Below are 23,766 nucleotides of genomic sequence, written 5' to 3'. Positions count from 1 at the left end.
ATATCATCATGAGCAGTCAACTTTTACGTCAATTTCAAAACCTTTCCAGTATTGGAACTGTAATAGCGGTCGATGCTTCAGCATGGAAAATTCGCTTAAAAATTGATGAAAATGAGACTGATTGGATTCCTATTCCGACCATTGCTGCAGGCGTTGTTAAAATTTGGCGCTGTCCATCGATCGGAGAACAATTTTCAGTTTCAGCACAAGGCGGTGAGCTGACTAATTCGGTACCGCAAATCAGTTTGTTTTCTGAAGATTTTCCTCCCCCAAGCGTAGACCCTGACGAGGTTTATATTCAATTAGGTGATCATTCGTTTGTTGTCAATGTCGCTTCAGGCGAAGCCATTTTTAAATTAAGCAAATGCACCTTTGATGTTCCTGAAACTGAATTTACTGGTCAGGTCAAAATTCAAAAAAAATTGGACGTTACGGAAGGCATCCACGCCCAACAAGATATCACCTCTGATACGGATGTCATCGCCCAAAACATTAGCTTAACTACACATAAAACTTTAGGTGTGAAAGGTGGTACAGACACTTCAGGAGGACCAACTCAATGAAAGGTATGCATCGAAACACTGGTAAAGCAATTACTGATAATGATTCATTTCCTGAGCATTTATATCAATCTATGCATGACATTTTAAGCACTTTGATCGGCACTAGATTATGTCGAAGAAATTACGGCTCACTTGTTCCGCATCTGATTGATCAACCCTGTAATGACTTTACCAAGCTTCAGATTATGAATGCCTCAGCGACTGCACTGATTCGCTTTGAACCTCGTATCAAAATTAGTCAAGTTCAAGTTAGCCAAGCTGCTGCTGTTGTGGGCTATTGGCTGATTACCATTCTAGGCAATATCAAGACCATTACAGGTAATCAAACAGTTAAACAAGAATTTCTAATCGGGGCAGCTACATGAGTTCAAATCGTATCGATCTTTCTGCTTTACCCTTTCCAAATGTAATAGAGCAGCTCGACTTTGAAGCAGAGTTAGATGCATGCAAACAAGATCTCATCGCAAGAGATCCTGAATTAGCGCCAGTATTAAATTTTGAAAGTGAGCCAATCGTTAAAGTACTTGAAACTTTTGCTTATCGCTTATTGCTTAAAACGTCTCAGATTAATGCCAAAGCAAAAGCCCTTATGCTGGCCTATGCAAAAGGCGCAGATTTAGACCATTTAGCAGCTAACCGTAATGTTTATCGAAAAACAATTATTGAAGCAGATCCTACCGCAAACCCACCGATTGAAGCGGTTATGGAAGATGACGAGGATTTGCGTCGTCGAGTTCAATTAGAGCCTGAAAGTAAATCTGCAGGTTCAGTCGGTGCATATCAATTTTGGGGTTTAGGTGCACATGGCCATGTTAAGGATATCGCGGTAGAAACGCCTGCAGCTGGATACGTTGATATATTTGTACAAAGTCATATTGATGATGTTGCGCCTCAAACTTTACTCAATATTATAGATGTCGCATTAGATCCTGGTACTAAGCGTCCGTTTACAGATGCTGTAACTATAAAAGCAGCCACACCTTTTGAATGGGCAGTAAACGCCACTTTAGTTTTATTCCCTGGTCCTGATTCTGCAGTGGTTCAAACGGCTGCTGAAGAGGCACTCAACACCTACATTAAAATGGTTAATGCTTTGGGGTATGACGTCACTCGCAGCGGAATTTTTCACGCTCTACATGTGGCAGGTGTACAAAATGTTAATTTGACTTCGCCAGCGAGTGACATCATTTTAGCCAAAAGCCGGTATGCAAAATGTATTGGCACAACGCTAACAATTACGGAGTTTCGCGATGTCTAAACTCTTGCCTCCGAACGCCACAAAACTTGAAAAGAATATTGAGCAGCTTGGTGAAAAAATTACTGCACTTCCCGTCCCTTTTGTTGATTTACATCGTATTCATCTTTGCCCTGTTGCTCACTTACCTTGGCTTGCATGGGAGCACCGTGTCGAGTATTGGCAGCCTAACTGGGCCGAATCACAAAAACGAAATGCCATCACAGAAAGTAAGGCTTTCAATGCACAACGTGGCACCCGATCTTCCATTGAAAGTTTACTTTCAACTGTCGTCCCTCAATTCCAATTAACCCCTTGGCATGCACTCAATCCGAGACAACCGCCATTTACTTTTATAGTGAATATTCCTACTAGTTACCTGCTAACGATTGACCAATTACTTCAAGTATTAACGGCCATTGAAGCAACAAAATCGGCAAGAGATGCGTATTCAATCACTGCAAAAGTTAAAACAGAAAGTCATTTTAATGTTGTCGGTGCGTCACATACGGGTGCAACCGTTTATCTATCTACAATTTAATAAGGTTTAAATTATGGCTGCAAAATACTATGTCGCTTTGACTGAGTACGGTTCATCATTGATTGCTCAAGCTCATGATGTTGTCAGCATTCAACTCACCGCTATGGTGATTGGTGATGCAAATAATCAACCTTATGAACCTATTGACCAAAAAAGCCGAACATCTTTAGTCAATGAACGTGCCAGAGTTCCTATTCAATCTGTTGAAGTACTAGGGCAAACTGCACGAGTCTCTGCCACGATTGAAGCAAATATCGGTGGTTTCAATATGCATGAATATGGCTTTATCGATGCCACTGGCCAACTGGTTTATATTGGTAATTATCATGGCGCATACAAACCGGTGATTGCTGAAGGTGCAGGTGGTGAACTTGAAATTGTCACCGAAATTAAAGCAGATTCAGGCGCTCAAGTTTTAGTCGAAATTGATTCCCACATTGTCACTGCAAATAAACAATGGGTTTTAGATCAAATTAATAGTTTAAAAGAAACCATTTTAAGCCGACATGATATTGCCATTGGCGATCCATTCATCACCACAATCTTATTCAATAATTCAGATGCAGTGAATAAACATAAAGGATATGGCGAATGGCAAAAGTCGGGTGATGGTCATGCCCTGGTCAGCCGTGCCCTAGAAAGTAATGAACTTGCGCCTAGTTTTATGAAAGTAATAGGCAACACCGGGGGCGAATATACCCATAAATTAAGCATTGAAGAATTACCAAAACACCGCATTAATATCGATGCAACGACAACCGACAGCCCTGGTAGTGCACGTCCTTCATTTAATTTTTCAACTGATAAGCCTGCTGACTTAAAAACTAACGAGATTGGTGGCGATAAAGCCCATAATATCGTACAAAAATCTATGGTGGTCGATGTTTGGATTCGTACTTCATAAAAGCAAAATCCTGATTAAGACTTAAACTGGATTGTACTTATAGAATATTAAAATCTCACACAGCATGATGACTTCAAATCCACCAAACCAATATATTTGGAGTAATCATGGCTGAGTTTCATCACGGTATATCTAAACGTGAACCCACTTCAGGCATCATCCCGATGCAAGATGCTGACACCAATGTCATCGGACTCATCGCCTTTTCGGATGATGCAGATGAAAATGTTTTCCCACTTGATACACCGACTTTAGTGACATCAATCAATCGCGCACTAGCAGCTTCAGGAACTCAGGGTAATTTAAGAGCGTCCTTAGAAACCATGTCCGCGATTACTTCACCAACACTTGTGGTTATTCGTATTGAAAATCCATTTATAGGTGAGATTTTTAATCAAAGCCTGGTCATTGGTACAACTTTACCAACTGGCCAACGCACAGGTATTCAAGCTTTACTGACTGCAAAATCAATCTTGGGAATCACACCTAAAATTAATATTGCACCAGGTGTTGAAAGCCCTGAAGTTGTCCAAGCTTTGGCAGCCGTAAATAAGAAAATTCGTGCTTTCTCTTATGTCACCCCACGGGATATGTTTGGGATAATGCTTGAAACAATGCAAGATGTTACAGCCTATCGAGATACCCTTTCAGACCGTGAAATCATGCTGATTTGGCCTGAATTTACCAGTGGCAATGTGCTTCAAGGGAATAATATTCCTCAACCAAGTGGTGGAAGTATCGATTACACCATTAATGGAATCGTAAATACTCAATACTTGAAGGGTGTAGAATTCGAACAATTCAAATCTTTAAATATTACCCATGTGGTTGTTTATGAGGGTGTTGAATATCTTGGTGATGGATCATTTTACGATAATAAGATTTCAGGAAAACTCGTTTTCCCTGAGTCATTACAACGGATTAAACAAAATACCTTTGCAAATAATCAAATCAGCGAAATAGTTTTACCTACAAAATTAATCGAACTCGATAGCTTTGCATTTGCAAATAATCAAATTAAAACTGTGACTGCATTAAGCCTGATACCACCAACCATTGGTAAAACCTTTGCATCATTTTCAAATAACCCATTAGAAACAATATATGTACCTGCTGCTTCAGTAGATGCCTATAAATCGGCTTGGGATATTTATGCAAATTTCATTCAACCAATAAACTGACCAAATGCAAAAATCCTGTTTAAGACTTAAACAGGATCGAACTTATAGAATTATAAAATCTCAAACCGCATGATGACTTCAAATCTGCCAAAACAACATATTTGGAGTAATCATGGCTGAGTTTCATCACGGGATATCCAAAAGAGAACCCACGTCAGGCATCATTCCGATGCGAGATGCTGACACCAATGTCATCGGACTCATCGCCTTTTCGGATGATGCAGATGAAAATGTTTTTCCACTCGACACACCGACTTTAGTGACATCAATCAATCGAGCACTTGCAGCCTCAGGGACTGAAGGTAATTTAAGAGCTTGTTTAGAAACCATGTCCGCGATTACCTCTCCAACATTGGTGGTTATTCGTATTCAAGACCCATTTAAAGGTGAAGTTTTTAATCAAAGCCTGGTCGTTGGGACCACATTGCCTACAGGACAGCGCACAGGTATCCAAGCATTGCTGACTGCAAAATCAATCTTGGGAATCACGCCAAAAATTAACATTGCACCGGATGTAGAAACCCCTGAAGTCGTCCAAGCCTTGGCAGCCATCAATAAAAAAATTCGTGCTTTCTCTTATGTTACCCCACGGGATATGTTCGGGGTAATGCTTGAAACCATGCAAGACGTTACAGCCTATCGAGACACGCTTTCAGATCGTGAAATCATGCTGATTTGGCCAGAGTTTACCAGTGGAAATGTCTTCTTGGGAAAGTCGAAAGGCCAATGTGATCCATCATATTTTGCAGTTCAAGATATCGCGATGGATTTATCTTCTATGGCTCAATATACGATTACTTATGATCTACAAATCCCTGAAGAAAACATTGATTTTAAAAATCAGGTCTTAAAACTGGACAATGAAACCAACAGTACCAGAGCTGAATTTGAAACGATTATTCGTCGAATTTTACTTGTTGAAAGCGATCGCCAAGTACTTACAGGTGGCGGTGGTGGAGTTGCGTATTTTCAATCCTATCATGGTTGGATTATGGGTGGTGATGGATCTGCGTTTAAAGGCGCAGCGACGATAACTTTAAAAAAATCTTTGAACGCTGAATATGATTTTTTTGATTTTTTAAGAAGCCAAGATTCTGCGACACCATTAGTTAGCCCTCTTGTAATCCACTCTTGTGGTATTCAAAACTTTTTAGGACTTTAATATGGAACTTTTATACGGACCAGGCATCCTCTCTGCCGTCGTGGCTGCTGCTGCTTTACGTGCTGAAACTGACAAAAAAGTCGGCTGGCATAAATCACTTTCAAATATTCCAGTGACTGGACCAACAGGAATCAGTCGCCCTATTACTTGGGATCTAGAAGATCCTGACACTGACGCTGGCTATCTCAACAGCAAAGAAATCACAACGCTTATTCAACATCAAGGCCTTCGTTTTTGGGGCAACCGTACCTGTTCTGCTGATCCTAACTTTGCATTTGAGGTATCAACACGAACAGCACATTTTCTACTTGATACCATTATTAATGGCTGTTTCCCCTTTGTTGATGAACCCTTAACACCTTTCTTGGCCAAAGACATTATTGATTCAATTGATGCAGAGCTTCAGGAGCATGTTGGCGAAAAACACCTATTGGGTGCATCGGTTTGGTATGACCCGAATGAGAACTCAACAACACAATTACAGCAAGGGCAAATGTGGGTCGATTATGACTACACCCCTATTCCACCACTTGAAAATCTAGGCTTAAACCAACGTATCACAGGTCGATACTTGGTCGACTTTGCTCAGTTGATCAATGGCGCAAACACCACAGAAGGAGTTTAAGCATGTTACCAAGAACGCTTAAAAATTTTAATGTATTCGTCAATATGCATTCATGGGCAACCGTAGCCGAAACCTTCAACATTCCGAAAATCACTAAAAAGACTGAAGACTTCCGAGGCGCAGGCATGATCGGTGATGTCGCTTTGGCCATGGGCTATGAAAAGCTTGAGGGTGAAGTGACCTATGCAGGTTTTGACGTCAAACAATACCTACAATTGGGGGTATGTGGGACCAACGATTTACCTGTGCGCTTTGTCGGCATTTACGAGAATCAAGATACCTGCAAGATTCAAAATGTCGAAATTTATATGCGTGGCCAGGCATTGGAGCTTGATCCTGGTACCTCAAAAAATGGCGATAAAACTGAAATTAAAATTACTTACAACTACACCTATTACCGTATGGAAGTCGATGGCGTAGTCGAAGTTGAACTTGATTTCATTCGAGGTATTGAACGCTTCGGTGACAGTAATCTCGTTGCTGATATCAAAAAATTACTTGGTCTTTAATAGACCAAGTTTTACCCCCCATTTCTATATTTAAATCAGAGAAAATCATGACTAAAGCAACTGAAAAAACCACTCAAGCACTTAATTCAGAAACCATCACAGATCCGAATGTTAAAACAGCAATTTTAGAAAACCCCATCCTTCGTGGTGAGATTCAAATTACTGAAATTCAAATTCGTAAACCCAACGTCGGTACATTACGCAATTTAAGCCTACAGGATGTGCTCAAGTGGGAAATTAATGCGGTGAATACTGTACTTACCCGTGTTACTCAACCTGCCCTTAATGTGGCTGAATTAAACGCAATGGATGTATCTGACTACACCACTTTAACAGTGGAGCTCACCAGTTTTTTAGTCAGTGCGAAAGCCAAATCCCAAGCAGCGTTGATGACGTCATAGCGAACCTTGCTGTAGTTTTTCATTGGACACCGAAAGATTGTGAACATTGGGAAATAGAAGAATTAATGCAATGGAATGAACGAGCGCGCGCACGTTCTGAAGTCAATCATTGACCAGGTAAAAATATGAGTAGTCTAAGTCTAAGTGCAATTTTAATGATCGTGGATGAAGCTACTCGTCCTCTTAAAATGATTCGTCAGAATTCGGATAACACCGAAAATTCTATTGAAGATCTTACCCGAAGTATTGACCGCTTAAACCGCACTATGGGCGGTTCAGATGCACAACAATATAATCAATCTCTAAAACAAACAGAAAAATATTCCCATGCCGTTCGATCAGCAACAAAAATGTTGGTGACTGAATATGGTCATGTAGATCATGCATTATCCGCAATCCTCAATAAAACAGATCAATGGAATGCCAAACTTGCTGAAAGTAGAGCAGCAATGCGAGAAGAATTTAAAAGCATGGCCATAGGCGGTATCGCTGCAGGCGCAGGACTTTATAAGTTTTTTCAACCTGCCCTTGAGTTTGAAAAACAAATGAGTGGTGTTCAGGCGGTTTTAGATTTAGAAAAACACAGCAAAACAATGAAAATGCTTGAGGATGATGCGCGTAAGTGGGGCGCAGCGTCATCATTTAGTCCAAAGGAAGCTGCAGAGGCGCAATTCAATTTAGGTTCAGGCGGTTTTAATCCTAAGCAGATCCATGAGGCTTTAGGCGGTACATTACAATTGGCTGAAGCAGGCAAAGTCGAACTTGCTGAGGCAGCGCAAATTGCCATAGGTACACTAAATGGATTCGGTTTAGCAGCCAAGGATATCAACCGAGTTAATGATATATTTTTACAGTCCACCAATGCGACTGCAACCAGTGTTCAAGGTTTAGGGGAAACCATGAAGTATGTTGCACCTGTTGCCAAGCAATATGGTGCAAGTATTGAAGAAACTACCGCAATGGCTGGCCTATTGGGAAATAATAATATCCTTGATACCCAAGCCGGTACTTCGCTTCGTGGCATCATGTTGCGTTTAGCATCACCACCAAAAGCAGCCAAAGCAGCGCTTGAATCCTTAAATGTCACAACAGTAGATACAAAAGGCAATCTGCGTGATATGTCTGATATTTTGGATGATATTCGAAAATCTACTGCAGGCATGGGTTCACAAAAACGCTTAGAACTCATTTCAGATATTTCAGGTGTCGAAGCTGCTTCAGCAATGGCTGTATTGGTTGATCAAACAGCAATACTTGATGAAAACACAGGCAAAACTGTAAATAAGATTAAGCAACTCACCAGTGAGCTTGAAAACTCTGAAGGCGCAGCTGCAAGAGCTGCTGCGATTTTAAAAGACAATCTTTCAGGCGATATCGAAAATATGGGTGGTGCTTGGCAAGATTTTAGTATTTCCATACAAAAAGTGCTTGGAAACGACTTACGTACTTTTATCCAACAAGTCACAGAAATCATTGATCGAGTCAAAAATTGGGTAGATGCAAACCCTGAGCTTGTTCGTACCCTTGCTAAAATTGCTATGCAATTGATCATGTTTAAAGTGGCGATGTTAAGTATTAGATACACCACCAACTTATTTTTTGGGGCAATTGTTGGAGTGATTGCAGGCATTACCAAGCTTGCTATTTTGATGTTTGTATTGCGAACCGTTGCAGGCAAACTGGGCATTGGCCTACCGAGCCGTTTCACACTCATAGCAAAAACCATTCAACTTGTAAGTCGTGCTTTTACTTTCTTGGCCAGTCGTGCGATTCCCTTATTGCTTGTAGGTTTACGGGCAATGAGCATTGCCCTACTTACTAATCCTTTGACTTGGATTGTTGCAGCAATCGCCCTGGTCGCTTTTGTCATCTATAAATATTGGGGGCCGATCAAAGCATTCTTTAAAGGGTTTTGGGATGGTCTAAAAATTGGCCTTACGCCTGCCATAGATGCAATTCGCAGCGCATTTAATAACATCAAGACCTCACTTGCACCCTTACAGCCGGTTTGGGATGCGCTGATAGGCGCGTGGACCGCATTTAAAGGCATATTGGGTGAAATACTGACACCGATGCAAGCCTCCAATCAAGAGCTTCAAAATGCGACCAATTACGGCAAAATATTGGGTGAATTTATTGGTCTACTTGCAGGCATATTTATCCAATCCATTATGACTATTGGCAGATGGTTGGGCGAGACTGCAGCCAAAATCGTGATATTTGTTGGCGCTGCTATGGCGGCATGGGAAAACTTTAAAAGCGGTGTAGTGGCCGTAGGAGCGAGTATTGTTGATCATTTACTTTCGCCGATTCGATTAGTGATTGGCGCTGTCAATACGCTCATTACTGGACTGAACAAAATCCCCTTTGTGAATATTCCAAAAATTCCTCAAATTCCGCAATTTAGTAATACTGCAGCAACTGGAACCACGATCCCCACTAAAACGATTCAAACGCAGCCGATCGTACCTTTACGCTTGCCTCAAGCGAAAACATCAATCAATCATTTTGCACCGGCACAGATTCATATCTCAGGGGTTTCTGATACTCAGGCTGTTGGTGCAGTAGTCAATAGAGAATTAAATAAATGGCAGCAATCTGTCGCTTCAGCTCAAAACCGCAGTTATAGCGACCAGGACTAGGAATACATCATGTTAATGAGCCTTGGACAGTTTTTATTTAAAATCGATACCTTGAGTTTTACCGAAATTCAGCGACAACGTGCGTGGAAATATGCTGAAAATGAAGTGGCTGCAGGCAGAGCCAAAAAGCAATACACCGGTGTTGGTTCAGATACCGTAACTTTACCTGGTCTAATTTATGAAGAATACGGGTTCGGGCGTCGCTATGCGATTGATGAACTTGCCAGCATGGCCAGTACTGGCCAAGGTTTTGTGCTTATGGATGGCAGCGGTTATTTATACGGTGTCTATGTGATCGACAATATTGATGAAACCAAGACTTATCTTTTAGACAATGGCGTCCCCCGAAAAGTTGATTTCACCTTAAAACTTTCTCGCACCGATGATGAGCGCATCGAGGAGCAAACTGCACCTGAAAACACAGATGAGGTGATCACATGATAAAAACACCAACATGCCTGATTATTGCGGACAATAAGCCCTTAAATGATTTAATTCTAAGTCGAATCATTAGCGTAACTGTAACCGACAATCGAGCCAATGAAGCAGATGAACTCAGCATTATACTTGATGATAGTGATGGAGCTTTAGAATTACCAAAACGAGGAGTAAGACTGAATTGTAAAATGGGGTTCATTGGTGAAGAACTTCACGATAAAGGTGATTTCATTGTCGATGAGGCTGAATGGTCAGGTCCTGCAGACGCCATCACCTTAAAAGCCTCGAGCGCTAATTTCAAGAGCAGCATTAAAGTTGCCAAGTCAAAATCATATCACCGCAAATCTTTTGGTGAGATTGCAAATGAAATTGCGAAAAACCATCAATTAGAACTGATCATGACTGCCGATTTAAAAGCCATAAATTTAAATCATATCGATCAAACCAATGAATCGGATCTCAACCTATTGGCACGTTTAGCAAAGACCAATGGCGCAGAAATGGCAGTCAAAAAAGATCGTTTACTTATTTTTAAGGCTGGCACAGCTAAATCCGCTTCAGGTCAAGATTTGTCATCAATTACTGTGACCAGGAGCACTGGCGATCAATTCCGTTATATCGAGCAAGATCGGAAATCAGATTACACCAGTGTTTCTGCAGGCTATCAAGATTTAGGAAAAGCTAAACGACAGCGTGTAACTTCAGGTAATCCCGAAAAACGTGGTGGTGGCAATGATCCAACAACCAAGACAAAAGTAATTAAAGGGACATTTGCGAGTAAAGAGGATGCTCAACGTGCTGCAGATGCAAAAATGGATGAGATAAAACGGCAAATGGCCAAATTCAGCATTAGTCTGGCCTATGGAATACCTGAAATCAGTACAGAGTGTCCTGTCAAACTAGATGGTTTTAAAAATGAGATTGATCGATTGAGATGGATTGTTGAAAAAGCCACTCATAGCTATGCTAAAAGTGGCGGATTGACTACTCTACTAGATCTAGAGGCAAATACATCAATTTAGTGATAAAACTAAAGACATATTTAAATCTAGTTTATTAAGCGACCATACTTTCTTTCTGTTCAATTAAACCTAATAACATCATTAGCTCTATACCAAATTTAGAATTCTCAAATTCATTGTTAGGATAAGCCATTCTAAATAAACCTTCTATCCTATCCCCCTCAACAAATTTCGAATCACTGATTGTACCAAAATGCTTTTGAAGGCTTTTACCTAATAAACACATAACATCATGTCCATTAGAGATTTTTTGATGGCTATTCCATGGTTTTTCAACATCTTCAGTAATCAAATTTGCAAGAATTTCAATTTGACAACAACTATCAATAGATATCTTACGAATTAATTCATTAGAATCTAGATTTAAAGGTTTTAAATCAACAATTTTCTTAAAGTCAAAGGGCTTCTTAAAAGTTAGATTAACTTCTGATTTTAATGCATTGAAAAATCTTAACTTACTAAGAGGATAAGCCAATTTATAAATTACTTGTCTAACTTGATTTAAATCTAGCTTACCATTTATATGAGGTAACTTTTCAAAAGAACCTAGCTCTGAAATTACCTTATGTAATGCTTCATCGCATTCAAACATAAATATTTCTAGATCTCTATGATCCACGATAACAATATTATCAGGTATATCTGTTCCAATAACTTCATGATAATCACGATCAATTACACCAATAACTTTCTGCCCTTTTTTCTCTTGTTCAGAAAGTATATTCCACTCTTTTAGTAGATCTACTACTCCTTCCCACCCTTTTCTCTCTTCATAAGTAATAGGTCTCTTTAAATTAAACCTCTGTTCAAAAAAGCGAACATCCGACTCACCTTCTACAATTAGCCAAGGTTTAGTCTCTCCAGTTAATGACACAATTTCAGTAATTAATTCTTGTGTAGTTGGAAAAATAGCGCTCATGACTTATAAAATCCCACCATCAAGTGAAACACAAAGGCTTCTTCTAGATCCTATAATTTGTGGTGAATGCGTAGCTATAATAAACTTATGACCTCTTAAATTTTCTACTCTTAATATATCATCGAGAAAACTTCTTTGCCAATCAACATGAAGTGAAATTTCTGGTTCATCAATTAAATAATATGTACCACTATCTGCAAGAAATATTAATTCATAAAATAATACGATTTGATGTTGTTCTCCTGAGGAAAGTTCAGATAACTTGAGCTCTCTCTTATCTCCGTGTTTCGACGTAAAATAAAAACCCTTTTCATAATGAATTTTCATATCCTTATTTCGTATTTTTTGACCTACGATTTCCTGAAATGTTTCAATTTTCTCAAGAAGATCATCATACACTGAAAGCTTTTCATTCAAATCTTGGAGATATAATGATAAAACTGTTTTTACATTATCTTTATTTAAACTTTCATCTGGTAAAGCAATATTTTTTTCTCTAAATAACAGTCCTGCATTTAATATTTTAGTGATTTTATCCTGTGTTTCTTTATATTTAAGTCTAATATCATTTTCAGATTCATGAGTATTTTCAATAATATTGATATTCTGAATGAGTCGTTCTGGAAAAGATTTATTATGAGATGCTGTTTTTTCATTTGATTCTGCTAAAGATGTAGCAATTTTCTGTGCAATATCTTTAGCATATCTTTCAATCATTAAATTGCCATAATTTTTTTTGTCTCTTTCATTAATTTCTGAAGGCATATAAATTAAACGTTGTGTTTTTACCATAAAAAATTTCAAGGATCTTGATAATTGCTTTATATCCATATATTTTTTGCTATTTAATAATCGTCTTCCACTATCATCCATTTCTTCCACATAAAAATTATGTTCATCACCAAATAAATCTTCCCCAATTCTAACTCTACGCAACTCATCGTCAAAAGCATATTTAAATTTAACCTTTCTGCTGAAATTGGTTTCTGAAGAAAAATCATGATAATCATCTATAGGTCTTGATAATAGAGTTTCTGGAGATTTATTATCTATACTTACAGTTAACCTATAAAAATCTATTTGATTTTTAAAACAGTTTCTTTCAAAATTACTTAATAAAGTATTTGGTTTAATATCCTCACTATACTCAATAATATTTTTATTAAATACTATAGTTTTTTCTTCTATTCTTCCTTCATTATTTATTTCATGAATTAATGTGAATTTTTCAAAATCAACAAGCGACAATTTTGCGTAATTAGAATTATAAAAATGCATAACCATATCCAATAGTGTTGTTTTACCACAACCATTAGGCCCATGTAAAATAGTTATACCTTCCTCTTTTAAATGAATTTCATGTTTTAAAAATCCATTCAACCCTTCAACACATATATACTTTAATTCAGATTCAATTTCTTCTATTAAATCTTTATTTACATGAAAAATCATTTTTTACCTCTATTAAATTTAAAAAACTAATATATTAATTTACTACGTCCATTAAATAATTGCTTAAATCTTCCACACACTCACCAGCTCAACCTTTACTCTACAGTTGCTATACCAAATATCATTAAACTTAATTAACCACCCACGCCCTGCCATACCTTCCAAACTCATAGCTTCAACTTCTGGGAATTTTTTAAATACAGAACTGGCAAAGATTTTCTTCTTTCGCATTTCTGGTGTGTTTAGCCAAACCTTGGCTGTATCTTTAGGTGGATGTGTAGCTAAGGTTTCACAGTCATAACAAGACCATGTATAATTCCCAAGCCAAATATGTTCACTTCCTTGGGCTAGATATGAATCAGAAAATGTAGAAAGCCCAAAGCTCCCCATATATGGTTTTAAAGTTATAGCATCACTATTATCGACCATTTCCCCCTGGCAAAATGGACATTTTTTTATGGGTAATTTTTTGAAGTTATTTATGATTCCATTAAAAGTCAGCTTTGCTAACTCATAGTCATCATTGCCAAAATCTTTTTGAAGATGGATATAACTTAGAGCATCAGAAAATACTTCTGAATCTTTTAATTTTCGTTTTTCTAACATTTTCATTTCTTTGAGTCGGTCTTGTCCAAACTCATTTATCCATTCCACTAATCGTGAATTAAATTTCTTTGTCATAAGTTATTAAGTAATTACTACTTTTATATTAAATTTTCTATATTCTCTCACAAATTCACAAAGTTAAGTATATCATTCAACTAAAATCCAATATTGTATATATTTTAAAATATCCCATTAATTTATCTTAAAAAATGACACTATGAATCAGCTCATATTGACACAATGATATGGTTCATTATGACCCAATGGAAAGTGTCAAAATGATACTTTCTTCTATATACAAATAGAATTAAGTATTAGAGATATAAAAGAATGAAATTTTCTACATTAGTTGACTTCAAAAAAAATCATCGTTATATTGCAAACATCACAGCGAAACTGTGAACGGGCGTAGGAACCTGTTTTATTATCACTGAGCGCAAAACAAAGTCGCTTATGCGGCATTTTTTTTGCCAACTGTTTAGACAGTCTTTACGGTAGGCTAGGCAGGGCAGCCTTGTGCTGGCCGTACTCAGTGAACGGTATTCCTACACCTTGCATAGTCTGCCACCATCCCGTAGGAAGGATGTTGTCAGGTTTTATAATTTGTCACTGAGAAAACCGTTATGAACACTCAAAACAAAAGTGTGCATTCAGCACCTGCATGTCTAGACACCCTCTGTATTCAACGCTTAAATGCGCCTGATTTTGCTCAACCTGAAAAGCTTAGTATTCAAATTTTGAAATTCCTTCGTTCTAAAAAACGAGGTTAAGTCATGCCTAAAATTTATATACAAACCGAATTAGGCACTGAAAAATGTTGCCCAATGTGCAATGAGTATTTTCCTTTTGACGAAGAATTCTATTTTAAAAATGGCATGAAGAATGGTATTCAAAAATGGACTGCACGTTGTAAAGCCTGCTATATGCAGTCCTATCGCTTGGGGTACGACATATGAATTTTCAAAAACTCATTTTCATTGTTCATATCATTTTATTTTTTAAAAAAACTGAAAAAAGTTGCCAATTCTTCAATGAGTTGAGCGATCTGATAAAGAATAATTTTAACCGATATTTGGAGAATTAGATGGATATGCAATCAAGATTATCTTTATTAGATCAGCATTTAGCTTTATTGATTGAATCAACTGAAAGCTGCAACTCACTTACTGGCGAATCTGTAGCTGCGACTTTATTTATTATTCAGGAACAGATTCGACAAATTATTATACAGGATCAACTATCAACGACTCATCCTAAAATGACTATGGCTGCACAAAACCGATTACAGCCACAGCAAGAATAATAATTAATTTATACAAAGCGAGTAGGAACTATCCTGCTCGTTTTGGATATAACAAACTTAATGGTTCATTACTCTTCATTTTTTCCAAAGCAAAGGGCTGCGCCAATTTAATTAAATCAAGATATGTGTAATCTTTGTTGGGAACTGCACCAGCGGTCATTAAACTATCTTCAATATTCATTGCAACAATAAGTAAATAATCAGATAAATCTTCATGACTGCCATATTCAAAATCAATCAAACGCTTATTCATTATTTATCCTTTCATTTTTGTATTTGGAAAACTTTCAGCAAAATTCCTTACTAAAGTAATTAATGTATTTCTCTGACTTGGGTCTATAGAATCCCAAAGTTTAAGTAATTCCTTAGCATCATCAGTAAGTAAATCTGAACGAGTTCTTTCTCCAGTAATTAAATACCAAACATCTGCCCCAGCTTTATTTAAAGCCTCTAGATCATCTTGTCCCATGACACGCTCACCTTTTTCATAGCGAAACACTGCCATTTTTTGTTTATTTATGAGAGATGCAAAATCACTTTGCGACAACCCCAGTCTTGATCGCTCTATACGAATGCGATCCCCTTTTTGATCGATATTTTCATATACCATTTGATATACACCTGTTTAGATAGTATTCCAATTGATATACTATCTTGTTGAACAAACACCATTTTAACAAAGTTCCATCTCAACCACAGTTCAAAACTGTATTTAACAAGGAAAAAAACATGGCTATTAATGAATCTCAAAAAGAAGTCCAAGTGAGCTTTCGCACTACACCCGAAATCAAACGACTTGCACGTATAGAAGCAGCGAAAGAAGACAAAACTTTAAACGAATGGATAAAGCACCTTGTTGAAAAAAATCTTTCAAACACTTCTTCTCAAAATTCAGAATCATCATAAGTCACGAGTTTTGGGGAATTCATGCCAAGCGCACTTTCTGAAATATATGGACACATTTTTAATGAAAAAATTTGCTGTCCTGTGTGTGACAAGCCATTAAGAATTTTGGGGACTGTTGTTTATTTAGAAAATCCCAAAGGTTATGTAGGTGAGTGTCGGGAGCTGACATGCATGACTATGGTTCATTTTCACATTCAAATATCAAATGTGATTGCTCCAAGTCGTTTAATAAAATCAGTAAAGGAATTGAACGATGAGTAAATCAATTGGTTTTTATTGCCCTCACTGTGGCATGCGTATGCATGTATCTAGTCGAAAAAGACCTTCACCACTCTTACATGAATTGATTGTTTCATGTCGCAATGATCAATGCCTTGCCAGTTTTGCAGCGAGTTTAGAAATGGTGCGACCGATTCAGAACAGCATCAATCCAAATCCTGAGGTTCAAACGGGATTACCACAGCATAAACGCCAGTGGGAGCAAGAACTTGAACATCACATCGAAAGTTTAGAACTCCAAACCTCAATTGATGAACACCAAAAAAATTATGTAGAAGGCTTTATTTCTGCGCTCTTCCATTCGTCAACAATTGATTTGACCAGGGCAACGACTTACCGCAATCGACTTCTACAAATGAAACTTATATAGGCCTTAATGATGGATCTTCAGCGTCGTATTGATGACAGACTTAACCAACTATTTAACTTTAAAAGAGTCGGTGAATGGTATCGTCAAGGTCTTTGTCCAAGTTGTAATGAGAAAGAACTTTACACACATGCAGAAACACCACGCATGGTGAAATGCGGACGAATCAATAAGTGTGGTTATGAGGAATACGTCAAAGATATTTGCGAAGAATTTTTTAAAGATTGGTCAGAATATCACCCTAAAACACATGAGAATCCAAATGCCGCTGCAGATGCATATTTGAGGGTTGGTCGAGGTTTTAACCTTAAAAATTTAAAAGGCAGATACACACAGGAACTATATCAAGCGCCTAAAAATAGAAATTTAGTCAGTGCAACTGTACGCTTCAAATTAGCTGAAGGAATCTATTGGGAACGGATCATTGATCGTCCTGATCGTTTTGGTCGTCAGAAAGCCAATTTTATTGGTAAATGGACTGGCTTAGCATGGACAGTACATGAATTAGATGAACTCTGTAATGCAGGTAGTATATGGATAACTGAGGGCATATTTAACAGTATTGCGCTGGCACAAGCAGGCATAATTAGCTTGAGCAATATGAATAGCGGTAATTATCCAACACAATTATTAGATTCGATCAGCAAACGCTGTCATGAACTCAAGAAAGATAAGCCTCGTTTAGTTTGGGCTTTGGATAATGACAACGCAGGCAAGAAGTATTTACCTAAACACCATAAACATGCAACCGATCAAGGTTGGATTTCAACTGCTGCCCTTCCACCAAAACCGATTAATGGAAAATCACTCGATTGGAATGATCTATTTCAACGTGAACAATTGACTGAAAAAGACCAGGAGAAATACCTCCATTTTGGCAAGCTTCAAATTGTTGAAACGCCTGAAGAAGCTGGCTTATTGATCTATAACTTTTATGGTAGCAACCTAAGTAAATTCTTTTTCAATCATAAGTTCCGTACCTACTGGTGGGAATTAGATTATGAAAAATATAACAAAGCTGTCCAATATGTTGAGGAAAGCCAACAAGAACAAATGCTTTCAGAAGATGAAAAGCGTATACAGGCATTAAAAACATGTTCTTCTGCGAAAGAAATCTGTAATGCACAGCTTGAGCCGTTGTATTTTCAACGAAACGAAATTACCGATGAATCTTGGTATTACTTTCATCTTCAAAGCCCATGGGGAGAAACCAAGACCACTTTTACCGCTGAACACATGGCATCACGCAGTAAATTTAAGCCTCGTGTAATGTCCGTGCTTTCAGGTGCGATGTGGACTGGCAGTGACCAACAACTAGAAACCTTTATTAAGCGTAAAACTGAAAAATTACGTGAAGTTAAAACTATCGATTTCATTGGCTATAGCAAAGATTATCAAGCCTATATCTTTGATAAATATGCTGTGCATAACGGGCAAGTTATCCCCAAAAATGAACATGATTTCTACAAAACGGGAAAAAAAGAATTAAAAAGCTTGGCAAATTCACCAGTGATTACCCTGAATCCTAAAAAGGAATTTTCTGCAACTTGGTGGAAAGATTTTTATACATTGAATGGCGCCAATGGCTTAATCGTTCTTGCTTGGTGGACAGGAACATATTTTGCCGAGCAGATCCGAGGTCTTAACTCCTCATATCCTTTTTTTGAATTTGTTGGTCAAGCAGGTGCAGGTAAATCAACATTGCTTGAGTTGCTTTGGAAATTTAGCGGTCGAGAAGCCTATGAAGGTTTTGATCCGAATAAATCTACCAGTGTGGCAATTTATCGTAACTTTGCCCAAGCCTCGAATATGCCGATCGTTTTGATTGAAGGCGACCGAAATGATCAAAATGGTGGTGTCCAAAAAGCTAAATTTAGTTGGGACGAATTGAAAGATGCATTCAACGGTCGAGCAATCCGCTCCAAGGGCTTAAAAACAGCAGGCAATGAAACGTATGAGCCACCTTTCCGTGGCGCAATCATGATCAGTCAAAATACGCCTATACAGGCGTCAGAGGCGATTTTATCTCGTACCCTACATATTACAGTAACAACAAAAGGCCATAACCTTGACAAGAAAAGAATTGCCGATCGTCTTTCTCGTATTTCCTTAGAAGATGCGTGTACTTACATGACGCATTGCTTAAAAAATGAAGCAAAAATTCTGCAAACCTATTCAGATAATATTCAAACATTAGAAGAAGAATTCCATCAAAAAGGCATTACGCATACCCGTATTGCCCTTTGTCATGCACAAGTCTCAGCAATGATTGATGCACTTGAACAACACGTTTTAAAAGAAGTCATCGAATTAGAAGAAATTTGCGATGCTAAACGTATTTTAGAGGCAATGGCACGGGAACGTGTGGAGCAATTAAGTAGCGACCACCCTATTGTTCAACAATTTTGGGATGCCTACGAATATATGAATGTCAGTAGAAACGCAGCATTCAGTTTGAATCATCATGATCAAGATGCCCAAAGCATCGCTATCAATCTCAATGAAGTCTACAAAGTTGCTGCTCGTAACTATCAATCGTTACCTGATATTAATGAAATGCGAACGCTGCTTCGATCAAGTCGACGTTATAAATTCATAGAAATGAATAAACCGGTTAAGTCTAAAAACTTCCCAGCAGATGAAGTTAAAAATGTGACATCAGAAATGCGTGAACGTGTCGTCAAATGCTGGCTTTTTACCAATCCATACTACAACCAACAAACATCTTTTAAATAATTTTTAAAGCGTAAATAAAGAAGCTTGCACTTCTTTTTAAGGAGAAATAACTTATGAAAAATAACCCTTTTAAAATTGCTCGTGGCGGTTGGTGGCCATGTGAAGAAAAAGTACTTATTTCAATGCTTGAAGATAAATATCCAGTACATTTTATTGCTGAAGTACTAGGGCGTGATCGTTTAGGTGTTCATGCAAAAATTGCTGTAATGGAACGCCAAGAAGCGAGAAGATTTGAGAAAGATTTAAAACATGAAGAACAGTTAAAAGGAGCAGCATAAATTGGCTAAATTTGTCCCTAAACTAAATACTTATCAAATGCTCTTTATACGTTACATGTCACCTATAATCTCTCTTGAAACGGTTGTAATTGATTATTTAAACAACATGTCTATTGAATATGCAAAACGTCTTGCTAGTAAACAAGAATTACCATTTCCAGTTATGAGATTAGGAGAAAAAGGGAAAGCGACTTGGATGGTGAACGTATCTGATCTCGCTCAATATATAGATAAACAAGTTGCTGTAGCTCAACAAGATCATGAAGCAATGACCAGGCATTCAACTTAAATTCTAAAGTTAATAAAGCCCCTACTTTGGGGCTTTAATTTTTCCGATCGGAGTACTAACAGCAACTTCAATTGCCTCAGAAAAATCTAATACTTTTTTTCTAATTATGTCTAAATTTACATATCTTCTTAAGCTGTTCCAATCATCATGTAAAGTAAACTGTTGAATCTGAGGAATTGTTTTACCTTGTTCTGCCAAACGTGTAGCTGCTTCATGCCTAATATCATGAAAATGTAAATCAACTATTTCAAGTAAATCACGTAACCTACGCCAGTTCTTATCAATTGCATCTGTTTCAAATGGGATTAAATATTGTTCACCACCACCACGTTGTAACATTCGTTTTCTGACCTCAGGCTTTAATAATTCTTTTATAACTAATTCTGCAAAATCAGAAATAACGAACCATTTATCATTACCCTTTGATCCATTTGGATGTTTTACACCTTCTATAAACCATTTTTTTTGCTCTTGATCGTAATCATTCACTTTTAAACGGACTAATTCATTCAATCGTCGGCCAGTATATATACTTAACCAAATTACCAAGTACATTGGTGCACCAACATATCGACTACCGTAGTTAAATTCGTAGTAACTGGTAGTTGTGAGGTCCTGAAGTTCTGTTGACGTTGGTAATCTATTGCGCTCTACAGAGTCACCAATAATTCGAGCTTTCCGTAATCCTTTTACAGCTTTTTCATATTCATGAAGATCAATTTCTATACCCCATACTAGATCTGCATAATCTAATACAGATTTTATGCACTGGAATTCAAAGTTAATTGTTGCTCCAACTACAGGCTTTAATTCATAACTATGATTGCTATAACCTTGTGCCCTTCGTTGTGCATGATCTCCAAAGTCTGATCGTTTTAAATTACTTAATGGCAGATCTGCAATATCAAATTTTTGAATTTGTAAAAGAGTTGATTTTTTTGTTCTGCCATAATCTGTTACTTCCAACATATATTTTGAAATTGCGCTACCAAGTGACATAGAGGGAGACAGTTTATTATTTGACAAAAGCTCTGGATTCTTTTCTAATTTGTCTTCAATTTTTTTAATCCAATTTTTCGCAAGTGCACGAGTGCTGAAAGTTTCAGTCTCGAAAAAATCTACTCCTTTCTTCCGAATTTTTATAACTGCTTTATAGCGAGTACCTTTAGTCTTTGACTTTAGCTCTGTGATATAGCCCATTTTGCTACTATTTTTTAAATGAAAAAATTTAGTAGCAGTATAGTTGCAGTTATATACAATTAACACTAGAAAGTTGCTAAATGTGCATGAATGTTGCAGTTTCCAATAGGTATCTAAATGGCTGATTTTAAACAAAACGCAGATATATCAAGGCTTCCGAGAATATCCGTTGCGCCTATGATGGATTGGACAACTCGTGACTATCGTTTCTTTGCACGTTTGTTTAACCCCAATATTATCCTCTATACAGAAATGGTTACTACAGGTGCCATCATCTATGGTGGAGCAAATCGTCATTTGGATTATAACCATGAAGAACATCCAATTGTTCTACAGCTCGGTGGTTCAAATCCGAAAGATCTTGCAACTTGTAGCAAGATGGCGCAAGACTGGGGTTATGACGAAATCAATTTAAATGTGGGCTGTCCAAGTGACCGCGTGCAAAACAATAAGATTGGTGCCTGCTTAATGGCAGAGCCTGATTTGGTTGCAGAATGTATTGCTGAAATGCGTAATGCAGTTGATATTCCAGTTACTGTAAAACACCGCATCGGTATTGATGACATGCAATCTTATGAAGAGATGCTACATTTTGTCGATACTGTTGCGAAAACTGGATGTGATAATTTTATCGTACATGCCCGTATTGCTCTGCTGCAAGGCTTATCACCAAAAGAAAACCGCGATGTTCCACCACTACGCTACGAAGATGTGTATCGTTTAAAACAAGAGCGTCCTGAGCTACTGATCGAGATCAATGGTGGGGTTAAGACTTTTGCTGAAACGCAAACACATTTAAAGCATGTTGATGGAGTCATGATTGGGCGTGAGGCTTATCACAACCCTTACCTGTTGGCAGAATTAGGTCAACTCTGGAACTTAGACTTACCTGATCGTTTTGATATTATCGATCAAATGCTGCCTTATATTGCCAAACGTATGCAAGAAGGTGCACCTCTATCGATTATTACACGCCATATTTTAGGCTTATTCCAAAACCTTCCCGGTGCTCGTAAATGGCGTCAGGCTTTAAGTGGCGGTAATGCCAAAACATTTGCAGATGTTGAAAATGCCATTATCAATATTAAAGAAGCCATGAAGCGTACAGAAGATTATATTCGTGAACAGTCTGTCTGATCACGACTGAAAATTTCTACAACTCAATATAATCTTAATCCATAGCTATCTTTTCAATCAAACGATGGTCTTTAAAGATCATCGTTGAAACTGTTTGATCATGTATTCAGTACATCGCTGAATGACACCATCTGCATTTTTACTCCAGACCATCACAACATCAGACCATGCATTTTCAGCGTCCAAAGCAATCAGTCGTACCTGTTTAGGTAGAATATGCCTAAATTCCTCAGGAACAATACAAATTCCAATTTCAGCAGCCACCAATTGCAATTGTGAAACTTTACGGGACTGAACCGCCGCTTTCTTTGGAGAAAAACCAGCACTTAGGCAAAGGTTTGCAACCAAATAACTTAATCCGCCCCGTTCTGCATGCGGTGTAGAAACAAAATTTTCATGTCTTAACTGTTGGATTTTAATACTGCGTTCTGAAGCTAGCATATGATTTTGATGAAGTGCAACGTACAAAGGTTCAGGGTAGAGCGTGGTTGCATGTAACTCATCTAAGCGATTTAAAACAGGTGGGCGAATAAAACCAACATCAATATTTCCTTTCATCAGTGCAAGAATTTGGTCTTCAGATGACAAGTTGTTGATCTCGAAATTAACATTGAGATGCTTTGAGGTTTGATCAAATACTTTGACTTTTTCTAAGCTCATGGTAATAGTACTTGAGTGTGCAATTTTAATGAGTCGATTTTGTCCATCTGCAATATCTTTAGCATTTTCAATAATATGATCTAAGTTCAGTAAATTATTTTTAATTTGAGCATAAAAGAACTGCCCTGCTTGAGTGAGTTTTATTTTTTTATCACTGCGGTCAAAAATTTCAAATCCTACTTCGTCCTCTAAAAGCTTGATCTGACGACTTAAAGCTGATTGGGCAATAAACAGCTTTTCAGAAGCTGCAATAAAACCACCTTCCTCTACGATTCTAATCAAATAATTAAATTGTTTGAACGTCGCCATATTCATCTCAAAATTAGATCAATCCTGCTTTTTTCTATATTAGATTAGATTGTTTAATTTCACTAGACTTTACTTAAAGCGACTTAGATCAGAGAGAAATAGT

The 23,766-nt window shown here is 37.6% G+C and carries 31 protein-coding genes; 24 read left to right on the top strand and 7 right to left on the bottom strand.

The genetic code is table 11. The features are described 5' to 3' along the window. Positions 1-8 precede the first annotated feature (8 nt). The 14 genes from M2R48_RS02905 to M2R48_RS02840 all read left to right on the top strand — a co-directional run bounded on the left by M2R48_RS02905 (position 9) and on the right by M2R48_RS02840 (position 11,222). Positions 9-563: a phage baseplate assembly protein V gene (locus M2R48_RS02905; protein WP_262085039.1), complete on the top strand. Its 555-nt coding sequence runs from the start codon at positions 9-11 to the stop codon at positions 561-563. Beyond that, positions 560-928 (top strand): GPW/gp25 family protein, encoded by a 369-nt coding sequence (locus M2R48_RS02900; protein WP_262085038.1) that lies wholly within the window; start codon positions 560-562, stop codon positions 926-928. The genes M2R48_RS02905 and M2R48_RS02900 overlap by 4 nt, the downstream gene beginning before the upstream one ends. Continuing rightward, a complete protein-coding gene (locus M2R48_RS02895) occupies positions 925-1,821 on the top strand; it encodes a baseplate J/gp47 family protein (RefSeq protein WP_262085037.1) in 897 nt (298 codons plus the stop codon). The genes M2R48_RS02900 and M2R48_RS02895 overlap by 4 nt, the downstream gene beginning before the upstream one ends. Beyond that, positions 1,814-2,338, top strand: a complete 525-nt coding sequence (locus M2R48_RS02890; protein ID WP_096733089.1) for a phage tail protein I — start codon at positions 1,814-1,816, stop codon at positions 2,336-2,338. Before M2R48_RS02895 ends, M2R48_RS02890 begins: the two co-directional genes overlap by 8 nt. A 13-nt stretch (positions 2,339-2,351) precedes the next feature. Beyond that, on the top strand, positions 2,352-3,242 hold the full coding sequence (locus M2R48_RS02885) for a phage tail protein (RefSeq protein ID WP_262085036.1): 891 nt from the start codon (positions 2,352-2,354) through the stop codon (positions 3,240-3,242). Positions 3,243-3,349: 107 nt separating this feature from the next. Next, positions 3,350-4,423: a leucine-rich repeat protein gene (locus M2R48_RS02880; RefSeq protein WP_262085035.1), complete on the top strand. Its 1,074-nt coding sequence runs from the start codon at positions 3,350-3,352 to the stop codon at positions 4,421-4,423. 112 nt (positions 4,424-4,535) lie between these two features. After that, positions 4,536-5,585 carry a hypothetical protein gene (locus M2R48_RS02875; protein WP_262085034.1) on the top strand — a complete coding sequence of 350 codons (1,050 nt, stop codon included), beginning with the start codon at positions 4,536-4,538 and terminating at the stop codon, positions 5,583-5,585. A gap of 1 nt (position 5,586) precedes the next feature. Beyond that, entirely contained in the window at positions 5,587-6,210 is a 624-nt protein-coding gene (locus M2R48_RS02870; RefSeq protein ID WP_262085032.1) for a phage tail sheath subtilisin-like domain-containing protein, read from the top strand. Positions 6,211-6,212: 2 nt separating this feature from the next. Next, positions 6,213-6,719 (top strand): phage major tail tube protein, encoded by a 507-nt coding sequence (locus M2R48_RS02865; protein WP_262085031.1) that lies wholly within the window; start codon positions 6,213-6,215, stop codon positions 6,717-6,719. A gap of 47 nt (positions 6,720-6,766) precedes the next feature. Continuing rightward, entirely contained in the window at positions 6,767-7,120 is a 354-nt protein-coding gene (locus tag M2R48_RS02860; protein ID WP_096733077.1) for a phage tail assembly protein, read from the top strand. Continuing rightward, positions 7,093-7,233: a GpE family phage tail protein gene (locus tag M2R48_RS02855; protein ID WP_315972851.1), complete on the top strand. Its 141-nt coding sequence runs from the start codon at positions 7,093-7,095 to the stop codon at positions 7,231-7,233. The genes M2R48_RS02860 and M2R48_RS02855 overlap by 28 nt, the downstream gene beginning before the upstream one ends. A 12-nt stretch (positions 7,234-7,245) precedes the next feature. Then, positions 7,246-9,762, top strand: a complete 2,517-nt coding sequence (locus M2R48_RS02850; RefSeq protein WP_262085030.1) for a phage tail tape measure protein — start codon at positions 7,246-7,248, stop codon at positions 9,760-9,762. A 9-nt stretch (positions 9,763-9,771) separates the two neighbouring features. Then, positions 9,772-10,203 carry a phage tail protein gene (locus M2R48_RS02845; RefSeq protein ID WP_224964763.1) on the top strand — a complete coding sequence of 144 codons (432 nt, stop codon included), beginning with the start codon at positions 9,772-9,774 and terminating at the stop codon, positions 10,201-10,203. After that, positions 10,200-11,222: a contractile injection system protein, VgrG/Pvc8 family gene (locus tag M2R48_RS02840; protein WP_262085029.1), complete on the top strand. Its 1,023-nt coding sequence runs from the start codon at positions 10,200-10,202 to the stop codon at positions 11,220-11,222. Before M2R48_RS02845 ends, M2R48_RS02840 begins: the two co-directional genes overlap by 4 nt. Before the next feature lie 34 nt (positions 11,223-11,256). Here M2R48_RS02840 and M2R48_RS02835 read toward each other — a convergent pair whose 3' ends face one another. The 3 genes from M2R48_RS02835 to M2R48_RS02825 all read right to left on the bottom strand — a co-directional run bounded on the left by M2R48_RS02835 (position 11,257) and on the right by M2R48_RS02825 (position 14,199). Continuing rightward, positions 11,257-12,141 (bottom strand): DUF4435 domain-containing protein, encoded by an 885-nt coding sequence (locus tag M2R48_RS02835; protein WP_262085028.1) that lies wholly within the window; start codon positions 12,139-12,141, stop codon positions 11,257-11,259. A 3-nt stretch (positions 12,142-12,144) separates the two neighbouring features. Continuing rightward, positions 12,145-13,593 (bottom strand): AAA family ATPase, encoded by a 1,449-nt coding sequence (locus M2R48_RS02830; protein WP_262085027.1) that lies wholly within the window; start codon positions 13,591-13,593, stop codon positions 12,145-12,147. Positions 13,594-13,656: 63 nt separating this feature from the next. After that, positions 13,657-14,199, bottom strand: coding sequence for a hypothetical protein (locus tag M2R48_RS02825; RefSeq protein WP_262085026.1), 543 nt, complete (start codon positions 14,197-14,199; stop codon positions 13,657-13,659). 623 nt (positions 14,200-14,822) lie between these two features. Between M2R48_RS02825 and M2R48_RS02820 the strand changes: the two genes are divergently transcribed. The 3 genes from M2R48_RS02820 (at position 14,823) to M2R48_RS02810 (ending at position 15,502) form a co-directional block, all read left to right on the top strand. Further along, positions 14,823-14,969, top strand: coding sequence for a hypothetical protein (locus tag M2R48_RS02820; protein WP_262085025.1), 147 nt, complete (start codon positions 14,823-14,825; stop codon positions 14,967-14,969). A 3-nt stretch (positions 14,970-14,972) separates the two neighbouring features. After that, the gene (locus M2R48_RS02815) at positions 14,973-15,155 is read left to right on the top strand and encodes a hypothetical protein (RefSeq protein WP_262085024.1); all 183 of its coding nucleotides are present in this window, start codon (positions 14,973-14,975) and stop codon (positions 15,153-15,155) included. 128 nt (positions 15,156-15,283) lie between these two features. Beyond that, entirely contained in the window at positions 15,284-15,502 is a 219-nt protein-coding gene (locus tag M2R48_RS02810) for a hypothetical protein (RefSeq protein WP_262085022.1), read from the top strand. A 28-nt stretch (positions 15,503-15,530) separates the two neighbouring features. On the opposite strand, the gene M2R48_RS02805 is transcribed toward M2R48_RS02810, so the two are convergent. Next, positions 15,531-15,755: a hypothetical protein gene (locus tag M2R48_RS02805; RefSeq protein WP_262085021.1), complete on the bottom strand. Its 225-nt coding sequence runs from the start codon at positions 15,753-15,755 to the stop codon at positions 15,531-15,533. 3 nt (positions 15,756-15,758) lie between these two features. Continuing rightward, a complete protein-coding gene (locus tag M2R48_RS02800) occupies positions 15,759-16,112 on the bottom strand; it encodes a helix-turn-helix domain-containing protein (protein ID WP_262085020.1) in 354 nt (117 codons plus the stop codon). Positions 16,113-16,231: 119 nt separating this feature from the next. Here M2R48_RS02800 and M2R48_RS02795 point away from each other — a divergent pair, with 119 nt between their 5' ends. From M2R48_RS02795 to M2R48_RS02770, 6 genes are read left to right on the top strand one after another with little or no spacing between them, the layout of a single operon-like run. After that, entirely contained in the window at positions 16,232-16,408 is a 177-nt protein-coding gene (locus M2R48_RS02795) for a toxin-antitoxin system HicB family antitoxin (protein WP_262085019.1), read from the top strand. Between the two features lie 21 nt (positions 16,409-16,429). Further along, on the top strand, positions 16,430-16,669 hold the full coding sequence (locus M2R48_RS02790; protein WP_262085018.1) for a hypothetical protein: 240 nt from the start codon (positions 16,430-16,432) through the stop codon (positions 16,667-16,669). Beyond that, positions 16,662-17,057, top strand: a complete 396-nt coding sequence (locus M2R48_RS02785; protein ID WP_096733050.1) for an ogr/Delta-like zinc finger family protein — start codon at positions 16,662-16,664, stop codon at positions 17,055-17,057. The genes M2R48_RS02790 and M2R48_RS02785 overlap by 8 nt, the downstream gene beginning before the upstream one ends. A gap of 6 nt (positions 17,058-17,063) precedes the next feature. Then, positions 17,064-19,790, top strand: coding sequence for a toprim domain-containing protein (locus M2R48_RS02780; protein ID WP_262085017.1), 2,727 nt, complete (start codon positions 17,064-17,066; stop codon positions 19,788-19,790). A 53-nt stretch (positions 19,791-19,843) separates the two neighbouring features. Further along, a complete protein-coding gene (locus tag M2R48_RS02775) occupies positions 19,844-20,068 on the top strand; it encodes a hypothetical protein (protein WP_262085016.1) in 225 nt (74 codons plus the stop codon). Position 20,069: 1 nt separating this feature from the next. Next, a complete protein-coding gene (locus M2R48_RS02770; RefSeq protein WP_262085015.1) occupies positions 20,070-20,357 on the top strand; it encodes a pyocin activator PrtN family protein in 288 nt (95 codons plus the stop codon). A gap of 21 nt (positions 20,358-20,378) precedes the next feature. Here M2R48_RS02770 and M2R48_RS02765 read toward each other — a convergent pair whose 3' ends face one another. Further along, on the bottom strand, positions 20,379-21,623 hold the full coding sequence (locus M2R48_RS02765; RefSeq protein WP_262085014.1) for a tyrosine-type recombinase/integrase: 1,245 nt from the start codon (positions 21,621-21,623) through the stop codon (positions 20,379-20,381). Positions 21,624-21,674: 51 nt separating this feature from the next. Between M2R48_RS02765 and dusA the strand changes: the two genes are divergently transcribed. Beyond that, the gene (gene dusA, locus M2R48_RS02760; RefSeq protein WP_262085013.1) at positions 21,675-22,694 is read left to right on the top strand and encodes a tRNA dihydrouridine(20/20a) synthase DusA; all 1,020 of its coding nucleotides are present in this window, start codon (positions 21,675-21,677) and stop codon (positions 22,692-22,694) included. Between the two features lie 78 nt (positions 22,695-22,772). Here the strand turns inward: dusA and M2R48_RS02755 are convergent, their stop codons facing one another. Then, the gene (locus tag M2R48_RS02755) at positions 22,773-23,663 is read right to left on the bottom strand and encodes a LysR family transcriptional regulator (RefSeq protein ID WP_262085012.1); all 891 of its coding nucleotides are present in this window, start codon (positions 23,661-23,663) and stop codon (positions 22,773-22,775) included. Between the last annotated feature and the right edge of the window lie 103 nt (positions 23,664-23,766).

The sequence above is a fragment of the Acinetobacter sp. I-MWF genome, assembly GCF_025433935.1.
GTDB lineage: Bacteria > Pseudomonadota > Gammaproteobacteria > Pseudomonadales > Moraxellaceae > Acinetobacter > Acinetobacter guillouiae.
The sequence above is the reverse complement of the archived record's forward strand: the minus strand, read 5'-3'. Positions and strand labels throughout refer to the sequence as shown.

Excerpts from the sequence above, each read along its gene's own strand:
- M2R48_RS02895 (WP_262085037.1), top strand. The coding sequence starts at position 925 with ATGAGTTCAAATCGTATCGATCTTTCTGCTTTACCCTTTCCAAATGTA.
- M2R48_RS02835 (WP_262085028.1), bottom strand. The coding sequence starts at position 12,141 with ATGAGCGCTATTTTTCCAACTACACAAGAATTAATTACTGAAATTGTG.
- M2R48_RS02880 (WP_262085035.1), top strand. The coding sequence starts at position 3,350 with ATGGCTGAGTTTCATCACGGTATATCTAAACGTGAACCCACTTCAGGC.
- M2R48_RS02860 (WP_096733077.1), top strand. The coding sequence starts at position 6,767 with ATGACTAAAGCAACTGAAAAAACCACTCAAGCACTTAATTCAGAAACC.
- M2R48_RS02795 (WP_262085019.1), top strand. The coding sequence starts at position 16,232 with ATGGCTATTAATGAATCTCAAAAAGAAGTCCAAGTGAGCTTTCGCACT.
- dusA (WP_262085013.1), top strand. The coding sequence starts at position 21,675 with ATGGCTGATTTTAAACAAAACGCAGATATATCAAGGCTTCCGAGAATA.
- M2R48_RS02755 (WP_262085012.1), bottom strand. The coding sequence starts at position 23,663 with ATGGCGACGTTCAAACAATTTAATTATTTGATTAGAATCGTAGAGGAA.
- M2R48_RS02850 (WP_262085030.1), top strand. The coding sequence starts at position 7,246 with ATGAGTAGTCTAAGTCTAAGTGCAATTTTAATGATCGTGGATGAAGCT.
- M2R48_RS02870 (WP_262085032.1), top strand. The coding sequence starts at position 5,587 with ATGGAACTTTTATACGGACCAGGCATCCTCTCTGCCGTCGTGGCTGCT.
- M2R48_RS02775 (WP_262085016.1), top strand. The coding sequence starts at position 19,844 with ATGAAAAATAACCCTTTTAAAATTGCTCGTGGCGGTTGGTGGCCATGT.
- M2R48_RS02830 (WP_262085027.1), bottom strand. The coding sequence starts at position 13,593 with ATGATTTTTCATGTAAATAAAGATTTAATAGAAGAAATTGAATCTGAA.
- M2R48_RS02815 (WP_262085024.1), top strand. The coding sequence starts at position 14,973 with ATGCCTAAAATTTATATACAAACCGAATTAGGCACTGAAAAATGTTGC.
- M2R48_RS02865 (WP_262085031.1), top strand. The coding sequence starts at position 6,213 with ATGTTACCAAGAACGCTTAAAAATTTTAATGTATTCGTCAATATGCAT.
- M2R48_RS02800 (WP_262085020.1), bottom strand. The coding sequence starts at position 16,112 with ATGGTATATGAAAATATCGATCAAAAAGGGGATCGCATTCGTATAGAG.
- M2R48_RS02840 (WP_262085029.1), top strand. The coding sequence starts at position 10,200 with ATGATAAAAACACCAACATGCCTGATTATTGCGGACAATAAGCCCTTA.
- M2R48_RS02780 (WP_262085017.1), top strand. The coding sequence starts at position 17,064 with ATGATGGATCTTCAGCGTCGTATTGATGACAGACTTAACCAACTATTT.
- M2R48_RS02785 (WP_096733050.1), top strand. The coding sequence starts at position 16,662 with ATGAGTAAATCAATTGGTTTTTATTGCCCTCACTGTGGCATGCGTATG.
- M2R48_RS02890 (WP_096733089.1), top strand. The coding sequence starts at position 1,814 with ATGTCTAAACTCTTGCCTCCGAACGCCACAAAACTTGAAAAGAATATT.
- M2R48_RS02825 (WP_262085026.1), bottom strand. The coding sequence starts at position 14,199 with ATGTTAGAAAAACGAAAATTAAAAGATTCAGAAGTATTTTCTGATGCT.
- M2R48_RS02900 (WP_262085038.1), top strand. The coding sequence starts at position 560 with ATGAAAGGTATGCATCGAAACACTGGTAAAGCAATTACTGATAATGAT.
- M2R48_RS02810 (WP_262085022.1), top strand. The coding sequence starts at position 15,284 with ATGGATATGCAATCAAGATTATCTTTATTAGATCAGCATTTAGCTTTA.
- M2R48_RS02885 (WP_262085036.1), top strand. The coding sequence starts at position 2,352 with ATGGCTGCAAAATACTATGTCGCTTTGACTGAGTACGGTTCATCATTG.
- M2R48_RS02845 (WP_224964763.1), top strand. The coding sequence starts at position 9,772 with ATGTTAATGAGCCTTGGACAGTTTTTATTTAAAATCGATACCTTGAGT.
- M2R48_RS02805 (WP_262085021.1), bottom strand. The coding sequence starts at position 15,755 with ATGAATAAGCGTTTGATTGATTTTGAATATGGCAGTCATGAAGATTTA.
- M2R48_RS02790 (WP_262085018.1), top strand. The coding sequence starts at position 16,430 with ATGCCAAGCGCACTTTCTGAAATATATGGACACATTTTTAATGAAAAA.
- M2R48_RS02820 (WP_262085025.1), top strand. The coding sequence starts at position 14,823 with ATGAACACTCAAAACAAAAGTGTGCATTCAGCACCTGCATGTCTAGAC.
- M2R48_RS02875 (WP_262085034.1), top strand. The coding sequence starts at position 4,536 with ATGGCTGAGTTTCATCACGGGATATCCAAAAGAGAACCCACGTCAGGC.
- M2R48_RS02905 (WP_262085039.1), top strand. The coding sequence starts at position 9 with ATGAGCAGTCAACTTTTACGTCAATTTCAAAACCTTTCCAGTATTGGA.